This is a genomic window from Aeromonas lusitana, from assembly GCF_002812985.1.
GTDB lineage: Bacteria > Pseudomonadota > Gammaproteobacteria > Enterobacterales > Aeromonadaceae > Aeromonas > Aeromonas lusitana.
The window spans coordinates 14254-35119 of the sequence record NZ_PGCP01000003.1 but is presented as its reverse complement, the minus strand read 5'-3'; the positions used below and the strand labels follow the sequence as shown (position 1 = coordinate 35119).

21 protein-coding genes are annotated in these 20866 nt (G+C 60.3%); 13 read left to right on the top strand and 8 right to left on the bottom strand.

Features of this window, described 5'->3' with window-relative positions:
* Positions 1-352 precede the first annotated feature (352 nt).
* From CUC44_RS01725 to CUC44_RS01700, 6 genes are all read right to left on the bottom strand, one after another.
* A complete protein-coding gene (locus CUC44_RS01725) occupies positions 353-574 on the bottom strand; it encodes a DUF2835 family protein (protein WP_100858285.1) in 222 nt (73 codons plus the stop codon).
* A 94-nt stretch (positions 575-668) separates the two neighbouring features.
* Positions 669-3293: an aminopeptidase N gene (gene pepN / locus CUC44_RS01720; RefSeq protein WP_100858284.1), complete on the bottom strand. Its 2625-nt coding sequence runs from the start codon at positions 3291-3293 to the stop codon at positions 669-671.
* 151 nt (positions 3294-3444) lie between these two features.
* Complete coding sequence (gene prc / locus CUC44_RS01715; protein ID WP_100858283.1) at positions 3445-5460, bottom strand: carboxy terminal-processing peptidase; 2016 nt, start codon at positions 5458-5460, stop codon at positions 3445-3447.
* 8 nt (positions 5461-5468) lie between these two features.
* Entirely contained in the window at positions 5469-6107 is a 639-nt protein-coding gene (gene proQ / locus CUC44_RS01710; RefSeq protein WP_100858282.1) for an RNA chaperone ProQ, read from the bottom strand.
* Positions 6108-6208: 101 nt separating this feature from the next.
* A complete protein-coding gene (locus CUC44_RS01705; protein WP_100858281.1) occupies positions 6209-6667 on the bottom strand; it encodes a GAF domain-containing protein in 459 nt (152 codons plus the stop codon).
* 110 nt (positions 6668-6777) lie between these two features.
* On the bottom strand, positions 6778-7236 hold the full coding sequence (locus tag CUC44_RS01700) for a hypothetical protein (protein WP_100858280.1): 459 nt from the start codon (positions 7234-7236) through the stop codon (positions 6778-6780).
* Positions 7237-7517: 281 nt separating this feature from the next.
* Here CUC44_RS01700 and ccoN point away from each other — a divergent pair, with 281 nt between their 5' ends.
* The 11 genes from ccoN to ttcA all read left to right on the top strand — a co-directional run bounded on the left by ccoN (position 7518) and on the right by ttcA (position 17728).
* Complete coding sequence (ccoN, locus tag CUC44_RS01695) at positions 7518-8942, top strand: cytochrome-c oxidase, cbb3-type subunit I (protein ID WP_100858279.1); 1425 nt, start codon at positions 7518-7520, stop codon at positions 8940-8942.
* A 16-nt stretch (positions 8943-8958) separates the two neighbouring features.
* Positions 8959-9573 carry a cytochrome-c oxidase, cbb3-type subunit II gene (ccoO, locus tag CUC44_RS01690; RefSeq protein WP_100858278.1) on the top strand — a complete coding sequence of 205 codons (615 nt, stop codon included), beginning with the start codon at positions 8959-8961 and terminating at the stop codon, positions 9571-9573.
* Positions 9574-9584: 11 nt separating this feature from the next.
* The gene (locus CUC44_RS01685; RefSeq protein ID WP_033131822.1) at positions 9585-9764 is read left to right on the top strand and encodes a cbb3-type cytochrome oxidase subunit 3; all 180 of its coding nucleotides are present in this window, start codon (positions 9585-9587) and stop codon (positions 9762-9764) included.
* On the top strand, positions 9764-10753 hold the full coding sequence (ccoP, locus tag CUC44_RS01680; RefSeq protein WP_100858277.1) for a cytochrome-c oxidase, cbb3-type subunit III: 990 nt from the start codon (positions 9764-9766) through the stop codon (positions 10751-10753). Before CUC44_RS01685 ends, ccoP begins: the two co-directional genes overlap by 1 nt.
* A gap of 113 nt (positions 10754-10866) precedes the next feature.
* Complete coding sequence (locus tag CUC44_RS01675; RefSeq protein ID WP_100858276.1) at positions 10867-11355, top strand: FixH family protein; 489 nt, start codon at positions 10867-10869, stop codon at positions 11353-11355.
* A 97-nt stretch (positions 11356-11452) separates the two neighbouring features.
* Entirely contained in the window at positions 11453-13855 is a 2403-nt protein-coding gene (locus CUC44_RS01670) for a heavy metal translocating P-type ATPase (RefSeq protein WP_100858275.1), read from the top strand.
* 123 nt (positions 13856-13978) lie between these two features.
* Entirely contained in the window at positions 13979-14170 is a 192-nt protein-coding gene (gene ccoS / locus CUC44_RS01665; RefSeq protein ID WP_100858274.1) for a cbb3-type cytochrome oxidase assembly protein CcoS, read from the top strand.
* On the top strand, positions 14157-14840 hold the full coding sequence (locus CUC44_RS01660) for a sulfite exporter TauE/SafE family protein (RefSeq protein WP_100858273.1): 684 nt from the start codon (positions 14157-14159) through the stop codon (positions 14838-14840). The genes ccoS and CUC44_RS01660 overlap by 14 nt, the downstream gene beginning before the upstream one ends.
* A gap of 68 nt (positions 14841-14908) precedes the next feature.
* On the top strand, positions 14909-15664 hold the full coding sequence (locus CUC44_RS01655; protein ID WP_042076225.1) for an FNR family transcription factor: 756 nt from the start codon (positions 14909-14911) through the stop codon (positions 15662-15664).
* 140 nt (positions 15665-15804) lie between these two features.
* Complete coding sequence (gene uspE / locus CUC44_RS01650; protein WP_100858272.1) at positions 15805-16752, top strand: universal stress protein UspE; 948 nt, start codon at positions 15805-15807, stop codon at positions 16750-16752.
* Positions 16753-16819: 67 nt separating this feature from the next.
* The gene (gene ttcA / locus CUC44_RS01645; protein ID WP_100858271.1) at positions 16820-17728 is read left to right on the top strand and encodes a tRNA 2-thiocytidine(32) synthetase TtcA; all 909 of its coding nucleotides are present in this window, start codon (positions 16820-16822) and stop codon (positions 17726-17728) included.
* Between the two features lie 101 nt (positions 17729-17829).
* Here the strand turns inward: ttcA and CUC44_RS01640 are convergent, their stop codons facing one another.
* Positions 17830-18510 carry a DUF2987 domain-containing protein gene (locus tag CUC44_RS01640; RefSeq protein WP_100858270.1) on the bottom strand — a complete coding sequence of 227 codons (681 nt, stop codon included), beginning with the start codon at positions 18508-18510 and terminating at the stop codon, positions 17830-17832.
* A 24-nt stretch (positions 18511-18534) separates the two neighbouring features.
* Positions 18535-19287: a DUF2189 domain-containing protein gene (locus tag CUC44_RS01635; protein ID WP_167388741.1), complete on the bottom strand. Its 753-nt coding sequence runs from the start codon at positions 19285-19287 to the stop codon at positions 18535-18537.
* Positions 19288-19593: 306 nt separating this feature from the next.
* On the opposite strand from CUC44_RS01635, the gene CUC44_RS01630 reads away from it, so the two are divergent.
* Together CUC44_RS01630 and rbsD are read left to right on the top strand one after the other, a co-directional pair.
* Positions 19594-20211 carry a glutathione S-transferase family protein gene (locus CUC44_RS01630; RefSeq protein ID WP_100858268.1) on the top strand — a complete coding sequence of 206 codons (618 nt, stop codon included), beginning with the start codon at positions 19594-19596 and terminating at the stop codon, positions 20209-20211.
* 220 nt (positions 20212-20431) lie between these two features.
* A complete protein-coding gene (rbsD, locus tag CUC44_RS01625) occupies positions 20432-20851 on the top strand; it encodes a D-ribose pyranase (protein WP_100858267.1) in 420 nt (139 codons plus the stop codon).
* The last annotated feature ends 15 nt before the right edge of the window (positions 20852-20866 follow it).

Sequence of the window (20866 nt, the reverse complement as noted above, 5' to 3'; positions counted from 1 at the left end):
GACACGGCGACATCCACCCAGGATGCGCGCCGGTACAGAGTTGCAGCGAAGTGTAATGGCTTGGATCCAGGAAGGCGAGCAAAGGTGATAACGGGATGTTAAAAACAAGGGGCAGATCACGGCTTGGGTTGTGATAAATTTTGCCAAGTCGCTAAAAATCAGAAAATCTCACTGCCTTTAAGCAAATTAACCGGATAGATAGTGACTTAAAGCAGATATTTACCCGGAAATATGTTCAAGTTTTGTTAATTTATGCGTTTTACAGAAACAGGCAGAATTCCCTGCTGGCTTTATCGCCAAAAGCGGTCATCCCCACTCCCCATCTCGGCGAGGATCGCTAGATTATTCGACGCTAATTGACTCTCTCTAGCCTCACAAAGCGGTGATCATCCTCCGTGATCAGCCGGAAATGGCCGTGGACACCGTTGGTGGCGACGAAGGCGCGGATTTTTTCCAGCCCCAGCTCCAGGGTCAGCCCCTGCTCGGTGCGCACCACCAACCGCTTGGCCTGCCCCTGATACATCAGCATGATCTCATCGCGGCCGAGGGCCAGCCGAAAAGTATATTGCCGCACATTGGCTCCTTGATTGCCCTGACAGGTCTCATCATCAAACGAAACGGGCAGGAGAGCATGGCTCCCCTGCCCGTCATTCATATTCAGCCGCCGTTTACTGCGCCAGCGCCTTGCTCACCTTCTCGAACAGATCCCGTGCCAGCCCGTCCAGCTTGGCAAGACGAGTCAGCTCGGCACGAATGAGGGATTTGCGCCCCTCATCGAGTCGCTTGAACTGGATGAGCGGGGTGATGAGGCGGGACGCCACCTGGGGGTTGACCTCGTTGAGCTGGATCAAGAGATCGGTCAGGAAGCGATAACCGCTGCCATCGGGGGCGTGGAACTGCGCCTGGTTGTTCATGGCAAAGCTGCCCACCAGGGCCCGCAGCCGGTTCGGGTTGCGGATGCTGAAGGTGGGATGCGCCATGGCCTGCTTCACCTCGACCAGCACATCGGCGGCGGGTTTGGCCCCCACCAGTCGCAGCCAGTTGTCCAGCACCAGGCCGTCGTGGGCCCACTTGCCCTCGAAGTCGGCGAGCAGCGCGGCGCGGCATGGCAGCAGATGGGCGTTGGCCACCTGCAGCGCGGCCAGGGTATCAGTCATGTTGTCGGCCTGGGCATATTGCTCCCGCACCAGGGCATCGGCCTGGACCGGGTCCAACGCCGCCAGATAACCGAGCACCACGGCTTTGAGGGCGCGCTTGGCCACATCCTCGTGGACCACCTTGTAACCGGTCAGGCGCAGGCTCTGGTAGCTCGCCGCGAGGCGTTCCCCGAAGGCCTGGGCCAATTGACCGTGAATGGCGCCACGCACCTGATGGATGGCGTCGATATCGGCGGTATCGAACAGCTCGGTCAGGGTCGCCTCCCCCGGCAGGGTCAGGATCTCGGCCTTGAGGGCCGGGTCCAGCGCTGCCTCGTCGAAGATGGCGACGAAGGCGGCTAACAGGGAGTCGGAAACGGCGACGGGCTGCCCTTGCTGCACACGGGCCACGCCGGCGATCACCGCCTTGTTGACCAACATCTGGGCCGCGTCCCAACGGGCGAACTCGTTGTGGGCATGGCGCATCAGGAAGGCCAGCGCCTCGTCGCTGTAGTCATAGTGCAGCTTGACCGGGGCACTGAAGTCCCGCAGCAAGGAGGGCACTGGCTTGACGGCAACCTGGTCAAACACGAAGGTCTGCTCGTCTTCCAGCACGTTCAGCACCTGGCCAATCTGCTCGCCCTGGTACTGCAGCGGGATGACAGCGCCGTCCTCGTCATAGAGCTCGATGTCGAGGGGGATGTGCAGCGGCAGTTTTTGCGGCTGATCCTGGGTCGGCGGCGTGTGCTGGCGCACGTGCAGACGATAGGTGCCGGTGGCGGCATCGTACTCGTCGGTGACGGTGAGCTCAGGAGTGCCGGACTGGCTGTACCAGCGGCGGAAGCGACCGAGATCGACGCCTGAGGCATCCTCCATCGCCTGCACGAAGTCATCGCAGGTGGCGGCGGAGCCGTCGTGGCGCTCGAAGTAGAGCTTCATGCCGGCCTGGAAGTTGGCCTCACCCAGCAGGGTATGCAGCATGCGTATGACTTCGGAGCCCTTCTCGTAGACGGTCAGGGTGTAGAAGTTGTTCATCTCGATCACCACATCCGGGCGGATGGGGTGGGCCATGGGACCGGCGTCCTCGGCGAACTGGGGGCCGCGCACGGTGCGCACGTTGTTGATGCGGTTGACCCCGCGTGAGCCCAGATCGGAGGAAAACTCCTGATCCCGGAACACGGTCAGCCCCTCTTTCAGGCTGAGCTGGAACCAGTCGCGACAGGTAACCCGGTTGCCGGTCCAGTTGTGGAAGTATTCGTGGCCGATCACTCGCTCGATGCCGTGGTAATCGGTGTCGGTGGCGGTGGCGGGGTTCGCCAGCACGAACTTGGAGTTGAAGATGTTCAGCCCCTTGTTCTCCATGGCGCCCATGTTGAAGAAGTCCACCGCGACGATCATGTAGATGTCGAGGTCATACTCGAGGCCGAAGCGCTGCTCGTCCCAACGCATGGAGTTGATGAGGCTCTCCATGGCGAAACCGGCGCGGTCCAGGTTGCCCTTGTCCACGAAGATCTCGAGGGCCACCTTGCGGCCACTCTGGGTGACGTAGTGGTTGCGCTCCACATCGAAGTCGCCGGCCACCAGGGCGAACAGGTAGCTGGGCTTGGGGAAGGGATCCTGCCACTGCACGAAGTGGCGGCCGCCATCCAGATCGCCGCTCGCCACCTTGTTGCCGTTGGAGAGCAGGAAGGGATACTTGGCCTTGTCGGCGCTGATGCGGGTGCTGTAGCGCGCCAGAATGTCGGGCCTGTCGAGGTAATAGGTGATGCGCCGGAACCCTTCCGCCTCGCACTGGGTGCAGTAGGCATCGCCGGACTTGTAGAGCCCCTCCAGCGCCGTGTTGGCGGCGGGATCCAGATCCGTGACTATGGTCAGCACACACTCGGCCGGCAGGTTGAACAGGGTCAGGCTGCTCTCTCCCTGCTCGAACTGGGTAAAGGGCACACCGTCCAGGCTGACGCTGACGAGGGTCAGCCCTTCGCCGTCCAGCACCAGGGGCTCCTTGTGCTCGCCATTACGACGCAGGCGGGAGATGGCGGTGACCCGGGTCAGGGGCTCTTGCAGCTGGAAATCGAGATCGATGCTGTCGATCCAGTAGAGGGGCGCCTTGTAATCCTGGCGATACTTGGCCGTCATGGCCTGGGAGAGTTCGGTCATTATTGTCTGCTTCCACGCGTTGTTATTGACGTGTCAGAGGCTGGCACAACGGTTTCGCAGGGTCAAATGGTTTGCACGGCGGGCAGAGACGCCAGCATAAAGAAAGGGCGACCTAAGTCGCCCTTGTCATTACCTATCTCGAGAAGCCCTATCAGCTCTTCTTGCTGAGGGTGGCCAGCTCTGCCGTGATGTTCGCGGCTTCAACCTGGTACTCGTCAGGTGCCTCGAAATCGGTCGGCAGCTTGTCCAGACTCGCCACCGTCGGCTTGCCAAGACGGGTCAGTCGCTCGTTGGCTCGCACCAGCGCCTTCTCGTCCTGCTTGGCCTGCTCGGCCAGCCGTTCGGCTTCGTTCAGGGACACAGACTTCTTGTCCTTGTCCGCCTGATACTCCTTGATGTCCTGCATCACGTAGGCAAATTCCGGATCCTTGTTGATCCGCGCCTCGTGATCGGCCTTCAGCTTGGGCAGCAGGCTGCTGAAATCCCCGAGTTTGGTGTAACCGGCAGACGCTATCTTGTCCCAGGGCAAGGCGTTGAACTCGCGGCTCTCCCCGGTCTCGTCCGCAGAGACGGCGGTGGGGAAGCTGATGTCCGGTGCCACGCCCTTGTTCTGGGTACTGCCACCGTTGATCCGGTAGAACTTGGCGATGGTGTACTGCACGTGACCGAGCGGCTGCTCGTAGAAGTCATAGACCTTGGCGAGGCTGCGATGCTGCTGCACAGTGCCCTTGCCAAACGAGTTCTCGCCCAGGATCAAGGCGCGGCCATAGTCTTGCATGGCGGCGGCGAAGATCTCGGAGGCCGAGGCGCTGTAACGGTCGATCATCACCGACATGGGGCCACCGTAGTAGACGTTGCCATCGTCGTCGCCGTTGACCGTGATACGACCCATGTGATCACGAATTTGCACCACGGGACCGCTGGCGAAGAAGAGGCCGCTCAGGGCCGAGGCTTCGGTCAGGGCGCCACCGCCGTTACCACGCAGATCGACGATGAGACCATCTATCTTCTGCTTGTTGAGGCTGGAGAGCTCCTTGATGACGTCGTCATGCAGGTTGACATAGAAGCTCGGGATCTCGAGAACCCCTATCTTCTTGCCTTCCGCATTGATCACCTTGGACTTGGCGGCCCTGTCTTCCAGGCGCACCTTGTCGCGGGTCAGCTCGATGAGTTCGGTCTTGGCGCTGGCGCCCTTGCCGCGCTGGATCTCCAGCTTCACCTTGCTGCCTTTGGGACCCTTGATGAGTTCGACCACGTCATCCAGACGCCAACCTATTACATCGACAATCTTGCCATCGTCCTGCCCTACCCCGGTGATCTTGTCATCGGGCTTGAGGTGATTGGACTTGGCGGCCGGGCCACCGGGCACCAGGGAGCGGATGACGGTGAAGTCATCTTCTGCCTGCAGCACGGCCCCGATCCCTTCCAGCGAGAGATTCATCTCGGTGTTGAAGCGATCGGCGCTGCGCGGCGACAGGTAGCTGGTGTGCGGCTCGATGGCACGGGCGAAGGAGTTCATGAAGAGCTGGAACACGTCCTCGCTCTCGGTCTGGGACATCCGCTTGATGGCGTTGTTGTAACGCTTGCCAAGCAGCTCCTTGATCTCGGGCCACTCCTTGCCGCTGAGCTTGAGGCTCAGGGCATCAAACTTGACCCGCTGGCGCCACAGCTCGTTGAGCTCGGCTTCATCTTTGGGCCAGGGAGCCCCTTCCCGATCGAAGATATAGTTATCTTTCTGGGTGAAATCGAAGGGAGTGTCGAGCAGTTTGAGGGCGTATTCGAACCGCTCGTAACGCCGCTGCTGACTCAGGTTGAACATCTCGTACGCGGGCGCCAGCCGTCCTCTCTCGAGGTCGGTGTCAAACCCGGTGCGGTATTTTTCAAAGCGACTGATATCAGAGGCCAAAAACAGGTTGCGGCTGTAGTCCAGATTCTCCAGATACTTGTCAAAGATCACGGAGGAAAAGGCGTCGTCCAGCTTGAACTGTTTGTAGTGGGAGCGGGTAAACAGATTGGCAATTCGCTTGCTGGCCGTAGCATGTTGGCTCTCTTGAGCCAACACAGGCAAATCACTTTCCTTGAGCACCGGCTCGATGGCCTGTGCAAGCCCGGCAAGCGCCAGGCTACAGGCAACGAGGGAAAAACGAATTACGCCATGCTTCAACATTTGTCTCCTTAGAGAACCAGATGCTCGAACTTGACCCGCAACATCATGCCGGTCTGCAATTGAACCTGTACGTCGTCCTTGGTCACTTCCTTGATGGTCGCGGGGACAGGGTTCTTGCCCAACACCACGCGCACACCCTGGTCCACTTTCAGCGTAGCGGCATCTACTTTCACCAGCGGAGCTTCGGTAACGGGAGCGGCCTTGGGGGCGGCTTTCGGCTTGTCGGAACGAGCAGCATCGGCCTTGCGCGGCGCGGGACGGCGCGGCTGCTTTGGCTTGTCTTCTTTTTCCTTGGTATTGGTGCGGCGGCTGGCAAAGACACGTTCTTTGCTCTCTTTGAGCGCCTGCTTGGCATGTTCGATGTGCTCTTCGGTCAGCACTTCGCCCGGGTTCCCGTCCAGATCGACACGGGCCTGGCCGGCCTTGAGGCCATGCAGGTAACGCCAGCTGGAGGTGTATTGACGCAGAGCAGAGCGCAGCATGGTCTTGGAGACTCTCTCGTCGTCAGCAAGACGCGCGGCCAGATCCTGGAAGATGCCAATCTTGAGTGGCTTGGCCTCTCCTTCAGCGATGAAGCAGGCCGGGAATTTCTCGACCAGGTAGGCAACGATCTCTTTACTGTTCTTCAGCTTTTCAGTGTTTTCCATGTATAACCTTGGCTTTCATATAGACGCACGGGCATGCCCGAACACAACAAAGGCCCTATTATAGAGAGCTTGGGGCCTTTTGCGAACCATCTAGCAATGACTTAGAGCATGCTTTCCAAAATTTGCACCGTTTCTTCCAGGCCAAGCCGGTCCTCGGCGTCGAAACGGTTAAAAATCGGACTATCGATATCCAGCACCCCGATGATCTCGCCAGCGCGGCGCACCGGGATCACGATTTCGGAGTTGCTGGCACCGTCACAGGCGATGTGACCCACGAACTGATGCACGTCATCCACCAGCTGGGTCTTGCCCTCTGCCACCGCGGTGCCACAGACACCCCGGCCGACGGGAATGCGTACACAGGCCGGCTTGCCCTGGAAGGGGCCGAGCACCAGGGTATCTCCCTGCAGCAGGTAAAAGCCGACCCAGTTGATGTCGGCCAATTCCTGATTGAGCAAGGCGGAGAGGTTCGCCAGGGTGGCGATCATATCCGGTTCCCCCTCCAGCAGCGCCTGGGCCTGCTGGTTGAAGGTGCGATAAAATGCTTGTTTTTCAATCATGATTAAATGAACTTCACTCCTTGATAATCACTGCAAGGTACCGTCCTGTCTGAAAAATTCAAATCAAATTTCACTTACTCCCCCCGCCTGGCGCCAAATAATACGCAGATTTAACGGACGACGGAGAGCGCCAACTGCTGGCGCTGGCCATTGCTCCACTCGAGGTTGAGCAGCCAGGTCATGGTGGTCGAGGTGCAAGATCCGACCTGTGCCCTGCCCTGCCAGCCACCGTCGATGGCATCAAACTGCACCGGGATCCGGCCCATGAACATCTCTTTTCCTTCCAGCCAAGCGTTCACCGGCGTGATGGTCGGTTCCCCACCCTGAAGACGCAAAACAAAGTCATGTTCGGCCTTCACCGGCGACCCGTCGACGGCGACCGTGAGCGGCTTGTCATCGATCAAAAGACCACACGAGCTGTGGGACAGATCACAAATCTGATCATTTTTCCCTTCCGCTTTCATCGTCGGCGAGGCCGAAAACCAGGTTCGATAGGCTACCAGGGAGAGCAAAATGGCCATGACAATGGTCAAGTGCCCGATTTTGCGTGAAGTGAGTCTCTCTTTCATGAAAAAACAGCCTTGTAAGGTACTTAAAAAATGCCATTTTCGTGATCTTGCGCAAGGTAAAAACTGACAAGCGCGAGACCCGTCGGAGCCAAATATATCACTGTTTGTACTGTTATTTTACCGGTCAGTTCAGTATCATTCCCAATGAATTTTCATTTAACCACATTTTGCTTTTCCTTTTATTAACAGATGTTAACGGAAGGATTTTGCAAATTCGGGGTGAAAATGGTCCAGAACACCGGACAAAAAACAAACAACAGCATCGGAAGCGGAATACAACGATGAGCCATACAACGAACCACCCTGAGTACAACTACACCGTTGTGCGCCAGTTCACCGTCATGACGATCGTCTGGGGAATTGTCGGTATGTCGGTTGGTGTACTGATTGCAGCCCAGTTGATCTGGCCTGCCCTGAACTTCGATACCCCCTGGCTGACCTACAGCCGCCTACGTCCCCTGCACACCAACGCGGTCATCTTCGCCTTCGGTTGCAGCGCCCTGATGGCAACCTCCTTCTACGTGGTACAGCGCACCTGTCAGACGAGACTGTTTGGCGGCAAGCTGGCCTCCTTCGTGTTCTGGGGCTGGCAGGCGATTATCCTCTCCGCCGCCATCTCGCTGCCGATGGGGTACACCAGTTCCAAGGAGTATGCCGAGCTGGAGTGGCCCATCGACATCGCCATTACCGTGGTCTGGGTCGCCTATGCCGTGGTCTTCTTCGGCACTCTGGCCAAGCGCACCACCTCCCACATCTATGTGGCGAACTGGTTCTTCGGTGCCTTCATCATCACGGTGGCCGTGCTGCACATCGTCAACAACATGGAGATACCGGTCTCCGGCATGAAGTCCTACTCCATGTATTCCGGTGCCATGGATGCCATGGTGCAGTGGTGGTATGGCCACAACGCGGTGGGCTTCCTGCTGACCGCCGGCTTCCTGGGCATGATGTACTACTTCGTACCCAAGCAGGCGGGGCGCCCGGTTTACTCCTACCGCCTCTCCATCGTCCACTTCTGGGCGCTGATCTCCCTCTATATCTGGGCCGGTCCGCACCACCTGCACTATACCGCCCTGCCTGACTGGGCACAGTCCCTCGGCATGGTGATGTCCCTCATCCTGTTCGTCCCCTCCTGGGGCGGCATGATCAACGGCATCATGACCCTGTCCGGCGCCTGGCACAAACTGCGTTATGACCCCATTCTGCGCTTCCTGATCGTGTCCCTGTCGTTCTACGGCATGTCCACCTTCGAAGGCCCCATGATGGCGATCAAAACCGTCAACGCCCTCTCCCACTACACCGACTGGACAATCGGTCACGTCCACTCCGGTGCCCTGGGCTGGGTTGCCATGGTATCCATCGGCGCCGTGTATCACCTGATCCCGAACCTGTTCGATCAGGGCCGCATGTACAGCATCCGCCTCATCAACGTTCACTTCTGGCTGGCGACCGTGGGCACTGTGCTCTACATCGTCTCCATGTGGATTTCCGGTGTGATGCAGGGGCTGATGTGGCGTGCGGTCAACGACGACGGCACCCTGACCTACAGCTTCGTGGAAGCGCTGCAGGCCTCTTATCCCTTCTACTTCGTGCGCTTCCTGGGTGGCTGCTTCTTCGTCACCGGCATGTTGCTGATGGCCTACAACGCCTATCGCACCATCACTGCGCCCAAGGGTTCCCTGGAACCCGTCGCACAGCCAGCATGATTGAAGAGGTCCAAGCATGAGCAACAAAAACCGTCACGAGATCTTTGAAAAGAGCGTCCCCATGCTGGTGGTCGGCATCATCTTTGCCATCAGCCTGGGGGGCCTGGTCGAAATCACCCCCTTGTTCTTCCAAAAGCAGACCACAGAGCCGGTGGAGGGCCTCAAGCCCTACACGGCACTGCAGATGGAAGGGCGCGATATCTTCATCCGCGAAGGCTGCACCGTCTGCCACAGCCAGATGATCCGTCCGTTCCGCGCCGAGACAGAGCGCTACGGCCACTACTCGGTCGCCGGCGAAAGCGTGTGGGAGCACCCCTTCCTGTGGGGCTCCAAGCGTACCGGTCCGGACTTGGCCCGCGTCGGCGGCCGTTATTCCGATGACTGGCACCGCGCTCACCTGATCAACCCGCGCGATGTGGTGCCTGAGTCCAACATGCCCTCCTTCCCCTGGCTCGAGACCAACGTGCTGACCGGTGAACTGACCGGCAAGAAGCTGGCCCTGTTCCGGGATCACTTCGGCGTGCCTTACACCGACGCCGACATCCAGGGTGCAAGCGAAGCGGTGAAGGGCAAGACTGAGCTCGATGCCCTGGTCGCCTATCTGCAATCACTGGGTCATGCCCTGAAATAAGGAGTCGGGATATGGATTACGGCACATTTCGCGGCCTGTATACCTTGCTGCTGATGATCATCATGATCGCCATCATCGTCTGGGCTTACAGCAAGCGCCGCAAGGCCTCCTTCGACGAGGCTGCCAACCTGGTTTTTGCCGATGACGAGCAACCCAGTGCTGATAACAAGAACGCAGGAGCGAAGCAATAATGAGCACTTTGTTTAGCATTTTTGTGACCGTCATAAGCCTTGGGACCATACTCGGCTGCTTCTTGCTGCTGGTCTGGTGCCTGCGCGACAAGATGGGCACCGAAGAAGGGCAGCCCATGGGGCACACCTTCGACGGCATCGAGGAGATCAACAACCCGTTGCCGAAGTGGTGGTCCTACATGTTCCTCTTCTTCATCGTGACCGGTCTGGTCTATCTGCTGGCCTTCCCGGGGCTGGGCAACTGGAAGGGTCTGCTCGGCTGGCAGAGCTCCAACCAGGACATTCGCTCCCTGGAAGAGTCCAAGGCCGCGGTAGCCTCCGCCAAGGCTGAAGGGCGCGCGGTCGAGTATGATCGCGAGCTCGCCAAGGCCGATGAGGTCTACGGCGCCAAGTTCCGCGAGCTGGCCTATCAGGCCGACGGCAAGAGCTACCGCCCCATCGAGGAGATAGCGGCCGATCCGGAAGCCCGCAAGGTGGGTCAGCGCCTGTTCCTGCAAAACTGCTCCCAGTGCCACGGCTCCGATGCCCGCGGCGGTCGCGGCTTCCCGAACCTGACCGACAGTGAATGGCAATGGGGCGGCGCGCCTGACCAGATCAAGACCACCATCATGGGCGGTCGTCAGGGGGTCATGGCCGCCTGGGGCGAGATCCTGGGCCAGGACGGGGTGAAGGAAGTGGCCTCTTATGTACTGAGCCTGTCCGGTCGCAAGGTGGATCTGGTGGAAGCCAAGAAGGGTGAGGCTCGCTTTGCCATCTGCGCCGCCTGCCACGGTCCGGATGCCAAGGGCGGCATCGCCTTCGGCGCGCCTGACCTCACCAACAACACCTGGTTGTACGGCGGCTCCCGTCAGGTGGTGGAGCAGACCATCACCCACGGTCGTCACGGTGTCATGCCGGCCTGGAAAGACATCCTGGGTGAAGACAAGGTTCAGCTGCTGGCATCCTATGTCTACAGCTTGTCCCACAACGGCGAGCAAAATAAGCAGTAACATGTGATAAGCACGTGATTACGCAGCAAAAAGCCTCGACTCTTCGAGGCTTTTTGTTATCTTGTGTTGGCTGAAAAGCCTCCATTTTGTTAATCATAGGTTTCGGTAGCACTATGACTCAACCCTGGTATCGCCAATTCTGGCCCTGGTTCATCATCGCCCTTCCCTGCGCCGCCGTGGTCGCGAGCATCGCCACCGCCATCATCGCCAGCAAGGACGGTGTCAACCTGGTGGCCGAAGACTATTACAAGCAGGGCAAAGAGATTAATCAGGATCTCAGCAAGTTCGATCGCGCGGAAGCCTTAGGCATCCGCATCGCCCTCGAGGTTAACGGCAATGAGCTGACCTTGAACCCCCTGTCCGGTGATTTCCCCCGTGGCCAGGCCCTGCGCCTCTCCCTGTTCCACCCGACCCTGGCGGGCCATGACAGCGAACATCTGATGACCGCCGATGGCAAGGGCGTCTATCGCCTGATGCTGGACAAGCCCCTCACCGGCAAGTGGCACATCCGGGTCGATGCCTTCAACCATGAATGGCGCCTGCAAGAGACAGTTCAACTGCCGACCAAGGCCCCCATCGAGCTCGATCCCAAGGGACGCTGAGCCACAGAGACCGGTGGCGCGCCTTGCGCCGCCCGGTTTCAATCATGCCCCTGCGCCCTTGCCCGCTTAACGGACCACCCCAAGGAGGGATCACATCATGACCGGCTGTTTTCACTGCGGTGAACCGGTACCCGCTGGCAGTGATTATGCCCTCGAGATCAAAGGCATCCGCCAGCCCATGTGCTGCCCTGGCTGCCAGGCCGTGGCACAAACCATTCTCGAATGCGGCCTCGCCAGCTATTACGAACACCGTACCGCCCCCGGCATCAAGGGAGAACTGGTCCCGAGCGAACTCGCCGCCCTCACTCACTACGATCTGGCGGAAGTGCAGCAGGACTTCGTGGTAGAAACCAAATCAGGCAGTCAAAAGCTTCGCGAAATCCAGCTCAGTGTAGAAGGTCTCACCTGCGCAGCCTGCGCCTGGCTCATCGAGCGTCACCTCACCAAACTCCCCGGCCTGCACTATGTGAACGTCAACACCACCACCCACCGCGCCCGTATCAAGTGGGATCCGGCCGCCCTCTCCTTGAGCGACATCCTCAAGGGCTTCGCCAAGATTGGTTATCGCGCCTATCCGTTCCAGACCCACAGCCAGGAGGCGCTCTACGCCCGCGAGGTGCGCAGCTACATGTTCCGCATGGCGCTGGCGGGGCTGGGCTCCATGCAGGTGATGATGTGCGCCGTGGCGCTCTACATGGATCTCTTCATCAGCGTCGAGGAGGAGTTCATGATCTACTTCAAGTGGATAAGCCTGCTGCTCTCGACCCCCATCATGATCTACTCCGCCCAGCCATTTTACGTGGGGGCCTGGCGTGCCCTGAAACAGGGCCACCTCTCCATGGATGTGTCTGTCTCCCTGGCACTCATCGGCGCCTTCGTCGCCTCCATCTGGGCCACGGTATTCAACACAGGCGAGGTCTATTACGACTCCATCACCATGTTCGTCTTCTTCTTGCTGCTGGGGCGATTGCTCGAGCTCAGGGCCAGGCGCAAGGCATCGGAATCTAGCTCCAACCTGGCGCGACTGGTGCCCATCATGGCGACCCGTATCGACGAGGAAGGGGAACACGAGGTGGCCGCCAAGACGCTGCGAGTCGGCGATCGGGTACGGGTACTGGCCGGTGCAACCCTGCCCGCCGACGGCATCATAGTGACGGGGGCCGCCAGCCTGGATGAAGCCATGCTGACCGGCGAGCAGCTGCCCCTGCTCAAGCAGGCCGGGGATCCTGTGTATGCGGGCACCATCAACACCGATGCGCCGCTGGAGATCCGGGTCAGCCACCCCATAGAGGAGTCGCGTCTGGCCCAGATCATGCGACTGCAAGACCACGCGCTGGACGACAAGCCCGCCATCGCCCAGCTGGCGGACGTGCTCTCTCGCCACTTCATCCTGGTGCTGCTGGTGATCGCGGCGCTGGTCTGGACCTTCTGGCACTTCCACGCCCCCGAGCGCGCCTTCTGGGTCACCCTGTCGGTGCTGGTAGCGACCTGCCCCTGCGCCCTCTCGCTCGCCACCCCCACGGCACTCACCTCGGCCACCGCCCACCTTACCCGCAGCGGCATCTTGCTGCGCCGCGGCCATGTGTTGGACGTGCTGACCCGCGCCAACCGGGTGGTGATGGACAAGACAGGCACCCTGACCACGGGCAACATCAGCCTGCTCAGCACCCAACCCTTGGCCAGTCTCGGCGAATCCGAATGCCTCGCCATCGCCCGCACCCTGGAGGCCTATTCAGAGCACCCCATTGCCCGCGCCTTCAAGCGCGCCGCCCCCACCGACATCCTGCTGGCGGCGAGCGAGGTGGCCCCCGTCATCGGCCACGGCATCCAGGGCATGATTGCCGGTACCCAATACCGGATTGGCAGTGCCCGCTGGCTGGGCTTGAATGACGACCAAAACCCGGACAAGCAGGAGAGCGGCCTCATCATCTATCTGGCCGATGAGACCCGGCTGCTGGCTCGCTTCACCCTGGCCGACACCCTGCGGGCGGACGCCAAGGCACTCATTCAAGCCTTCCAGGCCGCCGGCCTCAAGACCACCATCTTGACCGGCGATGGCTCGGCCGAGGCGGATGCCGTGGCCCGTGAACTCGGGGTGGACGAGCTGGTGAAGGGCATGACCCCGGATGGCAAGCTCGCCTACCTCAAGGGACGGGAAGCGGCCGGAGACATCAGCATCATGGTGGGGGATGGCATCAACGACGCCCCCGTGCTGGCTGGTGCCCACGCCTCTTTTGCCATGGCGGGGGGCACGGATCTGGCGAAAAACAGCGCTGATGCCATCTTGCTGGCGGACGATCTCTCCCGCCTGCTGGCGGCCCGCACCCTGGCGCTGCGCACCCGCAAGATCATCAAGGAGAACTTCGCCTGGTCCATCGGCTACAACCTGCTGGTGCTGCCGCTGGCGGCGAGCGGCTGGCTGCCCCCCTATCTGGCGGCGGCGGGCATGTCCCTGAGCTCCCTCATAGTCGTGACCAACTCCATGCGGCTCAACCGCTGACCCACACCAGGCTCATGGCCTGCCTGCGCGGCAGGCCACATTTCTCGCCGATGGCGGCTGGCTCCGGGCCCAAACAGGGTTACCATGGGGCCTTGTCGTGAGCGGCACACTCAGGTAGAGACCATGAACATCATCTTCGTCCTCATTCCCATCGCCATTTTGTTCGTCATCATCGCCGGCGCCGTCTTCTTCTGGGCCATTCGCTCCGAGCAGTTCGAGGATCTCGACCGTCAGGGCTCCAACATCCTGTTCGATGAGGAGCAACCGGCTGCCAAGGCTGAGGAGAAGGATAAAGAGTGCCATGACCAGCCTTGATCTGATGGGTGCCCTGCTGGTGGGGCTGGCGGGCTCAGGCCACTGCATCGGCATGTGCGGCGGGGTCTCGGCGGCCCTCTCCATGGCCATTCCCCCCAAAAGCCAGCACTTCTGGGGACGGCTAGGTTATCTGCTCAACTACAACCTTGGCCGGATCCTGAGCTACGTCATCGCAGGCGCCCTGGTGGGCGGCTTGCTGGCCAGCGCAGGTGAGCTCGGGGCCGGCAAGCACGCCATCGCCGGCCTGAGGCTGGTGGCGGCATTGCTGATGATAGCCCTTGGCCTCTATCTGGCGGGCTGGTGGCAGGGTGTTCTGCTACTGGAGCGTATAGGGGCGACATTTTGGCCCTATATCAAGCCACTAGCTGGCAGATTTCTCCCCTTTCATTCGCCCCTGCAGGCCCTCCCCTTTGGCATGGTGTGGGGCTGGCTCCCCTGCGGCCTGGTCTACTCCATGCTGACCTGGAGCGCGGCGGCGGGATCGGCGGTTGGCGGGGCGCTGGTCATGCTCTTTTTCGGCCTCGGCACCCTGCCGACCCTGTTTGCCCTGGGGGGCCTGGCCGACCGCTTGCGTTACTGGCTGACCCTGCGCAGCCTGCGCCTCGGCGGCGCCCTGCTGCTCATCCTTTATGGCCTGCATACCCTCTGGATCGGACTGGTCTCCTTTTGAAACGCTATCCAAAACGGATGAGTTGGTGGTAAACTTGTTTGATATAAATCAATTATTCGTTTGAGCCTATGATCCCGGACAAGAAACCTGGCAGACGTATTCAGAGCGGTGGCTGTGCAATTCATTGCCAGGATTGCAGCATCAGCCAGCTCTGCATTCCCTTCACGCTGAACGACAACGAACTCGATCAGCTCGACAGCATCATCGAGCGTAAAAAGCCGATCCAGAAGGGTGAAGAGCTGTTCAAGGCCGGCGATGAGCTGAAATCCCTCTACGCCATCCGCTCCGGGACCATCAAGTCTTACACCATCACAGAGCAGGGGGACGAGCAGATCACCGCCTTCCACCTCGCAGGTGACCTGGTTGGCTTCGACGCCATCCACAAGCAGGCTCACCCCTCCTTCGCCCAGGCGCTGGAAACCGCCATGGTGTGCGAGATCCCGTTCGACGTGCTCGACGATCTCTCCGGCAAGATGCCGAAGCTGCGCCAGCAGATCATGCGTCTGATGAGCAACGAGATCATGGGTGATCAGGAGATGATCCTGCTGCTCTCCAAGAAGAATGCCGAAGAACGTCTCGCCGCCTTCCTGCACAACCTGTCGGTACGTTTCTCCGAGCGTGGTTTCTCCGCCAAGGAGTTCCGCCTCTCCATGACCCGCGGCGACATCGGCAACTACCTCGGCCTCACCGTCGAGACCATCAGCCGTCTGCTCGGCCGCTTCCAGAAGTCCGGCCTCATCAGCGTCAAGGGCAAGTACATCACTGTCCTGGATCACGTGGCCCTCGGCGTCATGGCCGGTGCAACCCGCCCTCCTTGCGGTTGATCCTCTCCTAGCTTTTCTGTTTCCAGCCGGATCTGTTCGTCCCGAAATTTGATCCGGCACACCTTCCCGCTCCTCCCCTTGGACTAAGCTGTAAAGGCTAAAGAGTTGCCATCATTGGCGTTTTTGCCAAGGAGGAGAACATGGTCAAGTACCGAAACATTCTTGTGGTGATCAACCCGGAAGAGGAGCGCCAGATAGCGCTCGAACGCGCGGTCAAGGTCGCCGAGCTGGACGAGGGCGCCCAGCTGACCCTGCTCCTGACGATTTACGACTTCTCATACGAGATGACCGCCATGCTGTCGGTGGACGAGCGCGAAGAGATGCGCCATGGCGTCATCTCCCAGCGTCGGGAATGGCTCGACGAGATCTTGCAGCCCTATCGCGCCAGAGGGCTTGAGTGCGAGATCAAGGTGCTGTGGCACAATCGCCCGTTCGAATGCGTGATCCAGGAGGTGCTGACTCAGCGCCACGATCTGGTGGTCAAGGCGACCCACAAGCACTCCTTCCTGCAAACCTTCATCTTCACCCCGACCGATTGGCACCTGCTGCGCAAATGCCCCTGCCCCGTGCTGCTGGTGAAAGAGGGTCACTGGCAGCGGGGTGGCAACATCATCGCCGCCATCAACTGCTCCAGCGACGATCTGGAGCAGAAGGTGCTCAACGAGCGCATCACACTGGAGGGGGCGGCCATCGCCGACCTGCTCGGTGCCAACCTCTATCTGGTCAACACCTACCCGGGCACTCCGGTCAACGTGGCCATCGAGCTGCCCGAGTTCGACCCCAACGCCTATAACGACGCCATTCGTAAACACCACGAGGATATGCTGCGCGAGCACGCCGATCAGTTCGGTATCGGTCACATGTGGACCCGAGTGGCCGAGGGGCTGCCGGAAGAGGTGCTGCCGGACATGGCAGACGATCTCAAGTCCACCCTGATGATCATGGGCTGTGTTGGCCGCACCGGCCTCTCCGCCGCCCTGCTTGGCAACACGGCCGAACACGTGGTCGATCGGCTCAACTGCGACATCCTGATCCTCAAACCGGACGATTACAGCTGCTCGGTGGATGACAGGCGCCATCCGGCATAAGCGTTTCTTGCCCTCCCCCGGGACATGGCTATAATAAGCCGCTTATTTTTGTCCCGGGTTTGAGGCCATGCACGAAGAGCTTAACGCCAAAGAGAAATACAGTTTCAACAAGCTGCAGAAACGCCTGCGGCGCAACGTGGGTCAGGCCATCGCCGACTTCAACATGATTGAAGAGGGTGACAAGATCATGGTGTGCCTGTCTGGCGGCAAAGACAGCTTCGCCATGCTCGATATCCTGATGAGCCTCAAGGCCAGCGCCCCCATCCATTTCGATCTGGTGGCCGTCAACCTGGATCAGAAACAACCCGGTTTCCCCGAGCACGTGCTGCCAGAATACCTGGCGGCCCTTGGCATCGACTTCAAGATCGTCGAGGAAGACACCTACTCCATCGTCAAGGACAAGGTACCGGAAGGCAAGACCACCTGTGCCCTCTGCTCCCGTCTGCGCCGTGGTATTCTGTACCGCACTGCCCAGGAGCTGGGTTGCACCAAGATTGCCCTCGGCCATCACCGCGATGACATCCTGGAGACCCTATTCCTCAACATGTTCTACGGCGGCAAGCTCAAATCCATGCCTCCCAAGCTGGTGAGCGACGATGGCAAGAATGTGGTGATCCGCCCGCTGGCCTACTGCAAGGAGAAAGACCTGGTGCGCTACGCCGAGGTCAAGGCCTTCCCCATCATCCCGTGCAACCTGTGCGGCTCCCAGGAGAACCTGCAGCGCAAGGCCATCAAACAAATGATGCAGGATTGGGATCGCCGCTTCCCCGGTCGCATCGAGACCATGTTCACCGCCATTCAGGACGTGATCCCGAGCCACCTGCTCGATCACAAGCTGTTTGACTTCAAGAGCATCAACCGCGACTCCGGCATCATAGACGGTGGCGACAAGGCATTCGATCCCCCCGAGCTGCCCACCGCCCCCCTGCTCAACATCGACGAGATGGATGTGCTGGACGTCATTGAGGTGCGCTAAGCCCCCGTTGGTTATCATGCAGCAATGAAAAAGGAGCGCCTGGCGCTCCTTTTTTATGACTAGATCTCGATGTTGATAGGGTCTGCAAGCTCGCGCCCGCCTCAGCCCTTGTGCAGCCAGGGGGTCAGGCGCAGGATCTCGCCTTCTAGTTGCAATGAACCCGCCGCAAACTGGGTGAGCAGCTCATTGCCAAGCAGCAGCTGGCCATCCTGCCAGGGCAAGGCCTGCTTGCGATCGCCATCGACGAGATAGGCGGTGCCGCTCGGGCTGACCAGGCTGATGCGCACCCCCTCCATGGCGGGTAGGAAATGCTTGCCTATCATGCCCGCCAGCTTGTCCAGCAGGCTCTGCATCTCTTGCGCGCGCTGTTGCAGCTCATGCACCGCCATCTTTCCCGACGAGGCATCGGCCATCACCTGCACCGACAGATCGCAGCGCTCATGGGGCTCGCCCAGTTCGACCCAGACGCTGGCCTTGTCGAGATTAAGATCGTCGTCATAGGGCAGGCGCAGCTCGCTGTCCACCGTCACCTCGGCGGGCACTTCCCGCTCCGGGGTCGATACCCGGGCCGAGAGCAGGGTGCAGCGCTGACCGTTTTGCGGATCGGTCAGGTAAAAGCCGAGCCGGGCCTGACCAAAATCCCCCTTGGCGGCGGTCTTCATCTGGCTGTAGAAGGTGGCGTATTGCAGCTCCAGTTGTTGCGACGCAAGGGAAGGCGCTGCCAGTGCCAGGGTTGGCAGCAACAGCAGGGTGGCCGCGAGGCCCGCACTCATCTTTGTCATGTGCAATCCTTTTGCATCCGCCGCTCAGGCGTTGAAGTGATCCGGCCCCTGCGGGGTATTCTGCTCCCCCACTTCGGTCACCTCGACGGCAACCCCGCACAGGTCCCGATAGAGGATCCCCTTGCAGTTGAAGTAGAGGGGCGCCACCCAGATAAGTCCCAGGCCCATGGGAATGACGGCCAGTACGAACAGCACCATCATGACCCCGTGCAGCAACACTATGCTGGACCAGCCACGGGCGAACAGCTTGAGGGAGACCAGGATGGCCTGGGCCGGTGACAGGCCGCGCTCCAGCACCAGGGGCACGGTGAACACCAGCCCCATGCCAACCAGGGCCGAGGGAATGAAGGCCAGCACCACCGGCAAGCCCACCAGTTCGAACAAGGGGCCAAACAGGCTGGTGATGAGGCTGCCGAGCAGACTCAGGCTACCGAGGCGCAGGAAGTGACGGAAGAAGTCGAACACCTGGTTTGGCCGGGCCCGCACCCCCACGGATTGCTGCAAGCCCAGCATGTCGAGGGAGGAGGTCATGGGGGACATCACCACTGTGATGAGCAGGCTCAATACCAGGGCCATGTCCATGTCCCCCTCTTTGCTCACATAGGGGGTCAGCAGGGTATTGCTCAGCAGGATCCAGATCGCCATCACCCCGGCGATGGCCAGCGCCAGGCCGAAACCGGTGCGCCGGGTCTGTTGCCAGCCCTCTTTCAACACCCCTTGCAGGTCCAGACGATATCCCTGGCTGAGGGACTGTTCGAGGGTTCCACCGATCCGCATTTTATTACTCAATTGACTATCCAACATCGAAAGCGACTGATCCAAAGTGGCACATTATAGCGATTTGACCGGGCATGCGTAGCCGTTTTTCCTGTTATCTTCTGTTCAGAAAGTCATTGATTTCACACAAAGGTGTTCAATTTTTCCATACAAGATTGGGCCCTGATATGGCCTCGGCAGTGACTCGAACAACTCTCCCTTGGCCCGGGAGGCGCATGGGGGTAGGATGCCGAAGGCCTGTCCGGCGACCTTGCCGGGCTTGACCCCTGACTCCCATCCCCTGACTCGTACACAAGGAGACCTGCCATGTCTGATCTGACGCTCTACCTCGCCCCCGGCACCTGCGCCATGGCGGTTCGCATCGCCCTGGTGGAGGCCGGCGCCCCGCACCGACTCAAACTCGTCGACTTTTCCGTCGCCGAGCAGCGCTCTCCCGCCTATCTCGCCATCAACCCCAAGGGGCGGGTGCCAGCCCTGGTCACAGAGCGCGGCGTGCTGACCGAAACCCCGGCCCTGCTGCTCTATGTGGCCCAGCGCTTCCCGGCCGTCGGGCTCGCCCCCCTCGACGATCCCTTCTTGTTGGCGCGCATGCAGGAGGTCAACAGCTTCCTCGCCTCCACTGTGCACGTCTCCCACGCCCATGGCCGGCGCGGCAGTCGCTGGGCCGACGATGAGCAAGCCATCGCCGCTATGCAGGCCAAGATGCCGCAAAACATGCGCGATGGCTTTGCCGAGATAGAGCACCACTACCTGGCCGGTCCCTGGGTGCTGGGAGATCGCTTCAGCCTGGCCGACATCTATCTGTACGTGGTGGCGAGCTGGCTCAAGAGTGACGGAGTCGCCATCGACGAGTTCCCCAAGGTGGCCGCCCACACGGCGCGCATGTTGGCCCGCCCCGCCGTGCAACAGGCGCTGATCATCTGATCCCCCGCGGGCCAGCGCTCTGCTGGCCCCATTTGTACTTCATGTTTGCCCCGCATTGAGATCGTTTTCACATTTTCGTCATCTGTTCCTAGACCCGTTAACGGATAAGGCCTATCTTCCACCCCATGACGCAACCGGTTGCGTAACCGGTTGCCTTGCAGAACAAATAGCATACGAAGACGGGCCCTAACCCGCGTCTGTGCTAAAAATGAGGTGCTGTATGAAACGAGGCGTACTGCTCAATGCTCCCCTGAGTGCCCTGCTGGCAACCATGGGTCACACCGACGAGATCACGGTCTGCGATGCGGGTCTGCCCATTCCGGTCGGTCCCGAGCGCATCGACTTGGCACTGATGGCGGGCACCCCCAGCCTGCAGACAGTGGTGGCCGCCCTGTTCACCGATCTGGTGGTGGAGAAGGTCATCATGGCGAGCGAGCTCAAGACGGTCAGCCCGCTGGCCCATCAGGCCCTGCTTGATCAGATTGCCGAGCACGCCCGTGATCAGGGCAAGCCCATCACCATAGAGTACTGCCTTCACCAGGAGTTCAAGGCCCGCTCCCATCAGAGCAAGGCTGTCGTGCGCAGCGGTGAGGTCACCCCTTACGCCAACCTCATCCTCTGCGCCGGCGTGGCGTTCTAAGTGATCAAACAAGCC

What these genes read in the sequence shown, in the direction of transcription:
- prc (WP_100858283.1), bottom strand. Translation starts at nt 5,460, where the DNA reads ATGTTGAAGCATGGCGTAATTCGTTTTTCCCTCGTTGCCTGTAGCCTG.
- CUC44_RS01655 (WP_042076225.1), top strand. Translation starts at nt 14,909, where the DNA reads ATGATCCCGGACAAGAAACCTGGCAGACGTATTCAGAGCGGTGGCTGT.
- rbsD (WP_100858267.1), top strand. Translation starts at nt 20,432, where the DNA reads ATGAAACGAGGCGTACTGCTCAATGCTCCCCTGAGTGCCCTGCTGGCA.
- CUC44_RS01660 (WP_100858273.1), top strand. Translation starts at nt 14,157, where the DNA reads ATGACCAGCCTTGATCTGATGGGTGCCCTGCTGGTGGGGCTGGCGGGC.
- ccoS (WP_100858274.1), top strand. Translation starts at nt 13,979, where the DNA reads ATGAACATCATCTTCGTCCTCATTCCCATCGCCATTTTGTTCGTCATC.
- CUC44_RS01635 (WP_167388741.1), bottom strand. Translation starts at nt 19,287, where the DNA reads ATGCGGATCGGTGGAACCCTCGAACAGTCCCTCAGCCAGGGATATCGT.
- CUC44_RS01630 (WP_100858268.1), top strand. Translation starts at nt 19,594, where the DNA reads ATGTCTGATCTGACGCTCTACCTCGCCCCCGGCACCTGCGCCATGGCG.
- CUC44_RS01700 (WP_100858280.1), bottom strand. Translation starts at nt 7,236, where the DNA reads ATGAAAGAGAGACTCACTTCACGCAAAATCGGGCACTTGACCATTGTC.
- CUC44_RS01675 (WP_100858276.1), top strand. Translation starts at nt 10,867, where the DNA reads ATGACTCAACCCTGGTATCGCCAATTCTGGCCCTGGTTCATCATCGCC.
- uspE (WP_100858272.1), top strand. Translation starts at nt 15,805, where the DNA reads ATGGTCAAGTACCGAAACATTCTTGTGGTGATCAACCCGGAAGAGGAG.
- ttcA (WP_100858271.1), top strand. Translation starts at nt 16,820, where the DNA reads ATGCACGAAGAGCTTAACGCCAAAGAGAAATACAGTTTCAACAAGCTG.
- pepN (WP_100858284.1), bottom strand. Translation starts at nt 3,293, where the DNA reads ATGACCGAACTCTCCCAGGCCATGACGGCCAAGTATCGCCAGGATTAC.
- ccoP (WP_100858277.1), top strand. Translation starts at nt 9,764, where the DNA reads ATGAGCACTTTGTTTAGCATTTTTGTGACCGTCATAAGCCTTGGGACC.
- CUC44_RS01705 (WP_100858281.1), bottom strand. Translation starts at nt 6,667, where the DNA reads ATGATTGAAAAACAAGCATTTTATCGCACCTTCAACCAGCAGGCCCAG.
- CUC44_RS01670 (WP_100858275.1), top strand. Translation starts at nt 11,453, where the DNA reads ATGACCGGCTGTTTTCACTGCGGTGAACCGGTACCCGCTGGCAGTGAT.
- CUC44_RS01685 (WP_033131822.1), top strand. Translation starts at nt 9,585, where the DNA reads ATGGATTACGGCACATTTCGCGGCCTGTATACCTTGCTGCTGATGATC.
- ccoO (WP_100858278.1), top strand. Translation starts at nt 8,959, where the DNA reads ATGAGCAACAAAAACCGTCACGAGATCTTTGAAAAGAGCGTCCCCATG.
- ccoN (WP_100858279.1), top strand. Translation starts at nt 7,518, where the DNA reads ATGAGCCATACAACGAACCACCCTGAGTACAACTACACCGTTGTGCGC.
- CUC44_RS01640 (WP_100858270.1), bottom strand. Translation starts at nt 18,510, where the DNA reads ATGACAAAGATGAGTGCGGGCCTCGCGGCCACCCTGCTGTTGCTGCCA.
- proQ (WP_100858282.1), bottom strand. Translation starts at nt 6,107, where the DNA reads ATGGAAAACACTGAAAAGCTGAAGAACAGTAAAGAGATCGTTGCCTAC.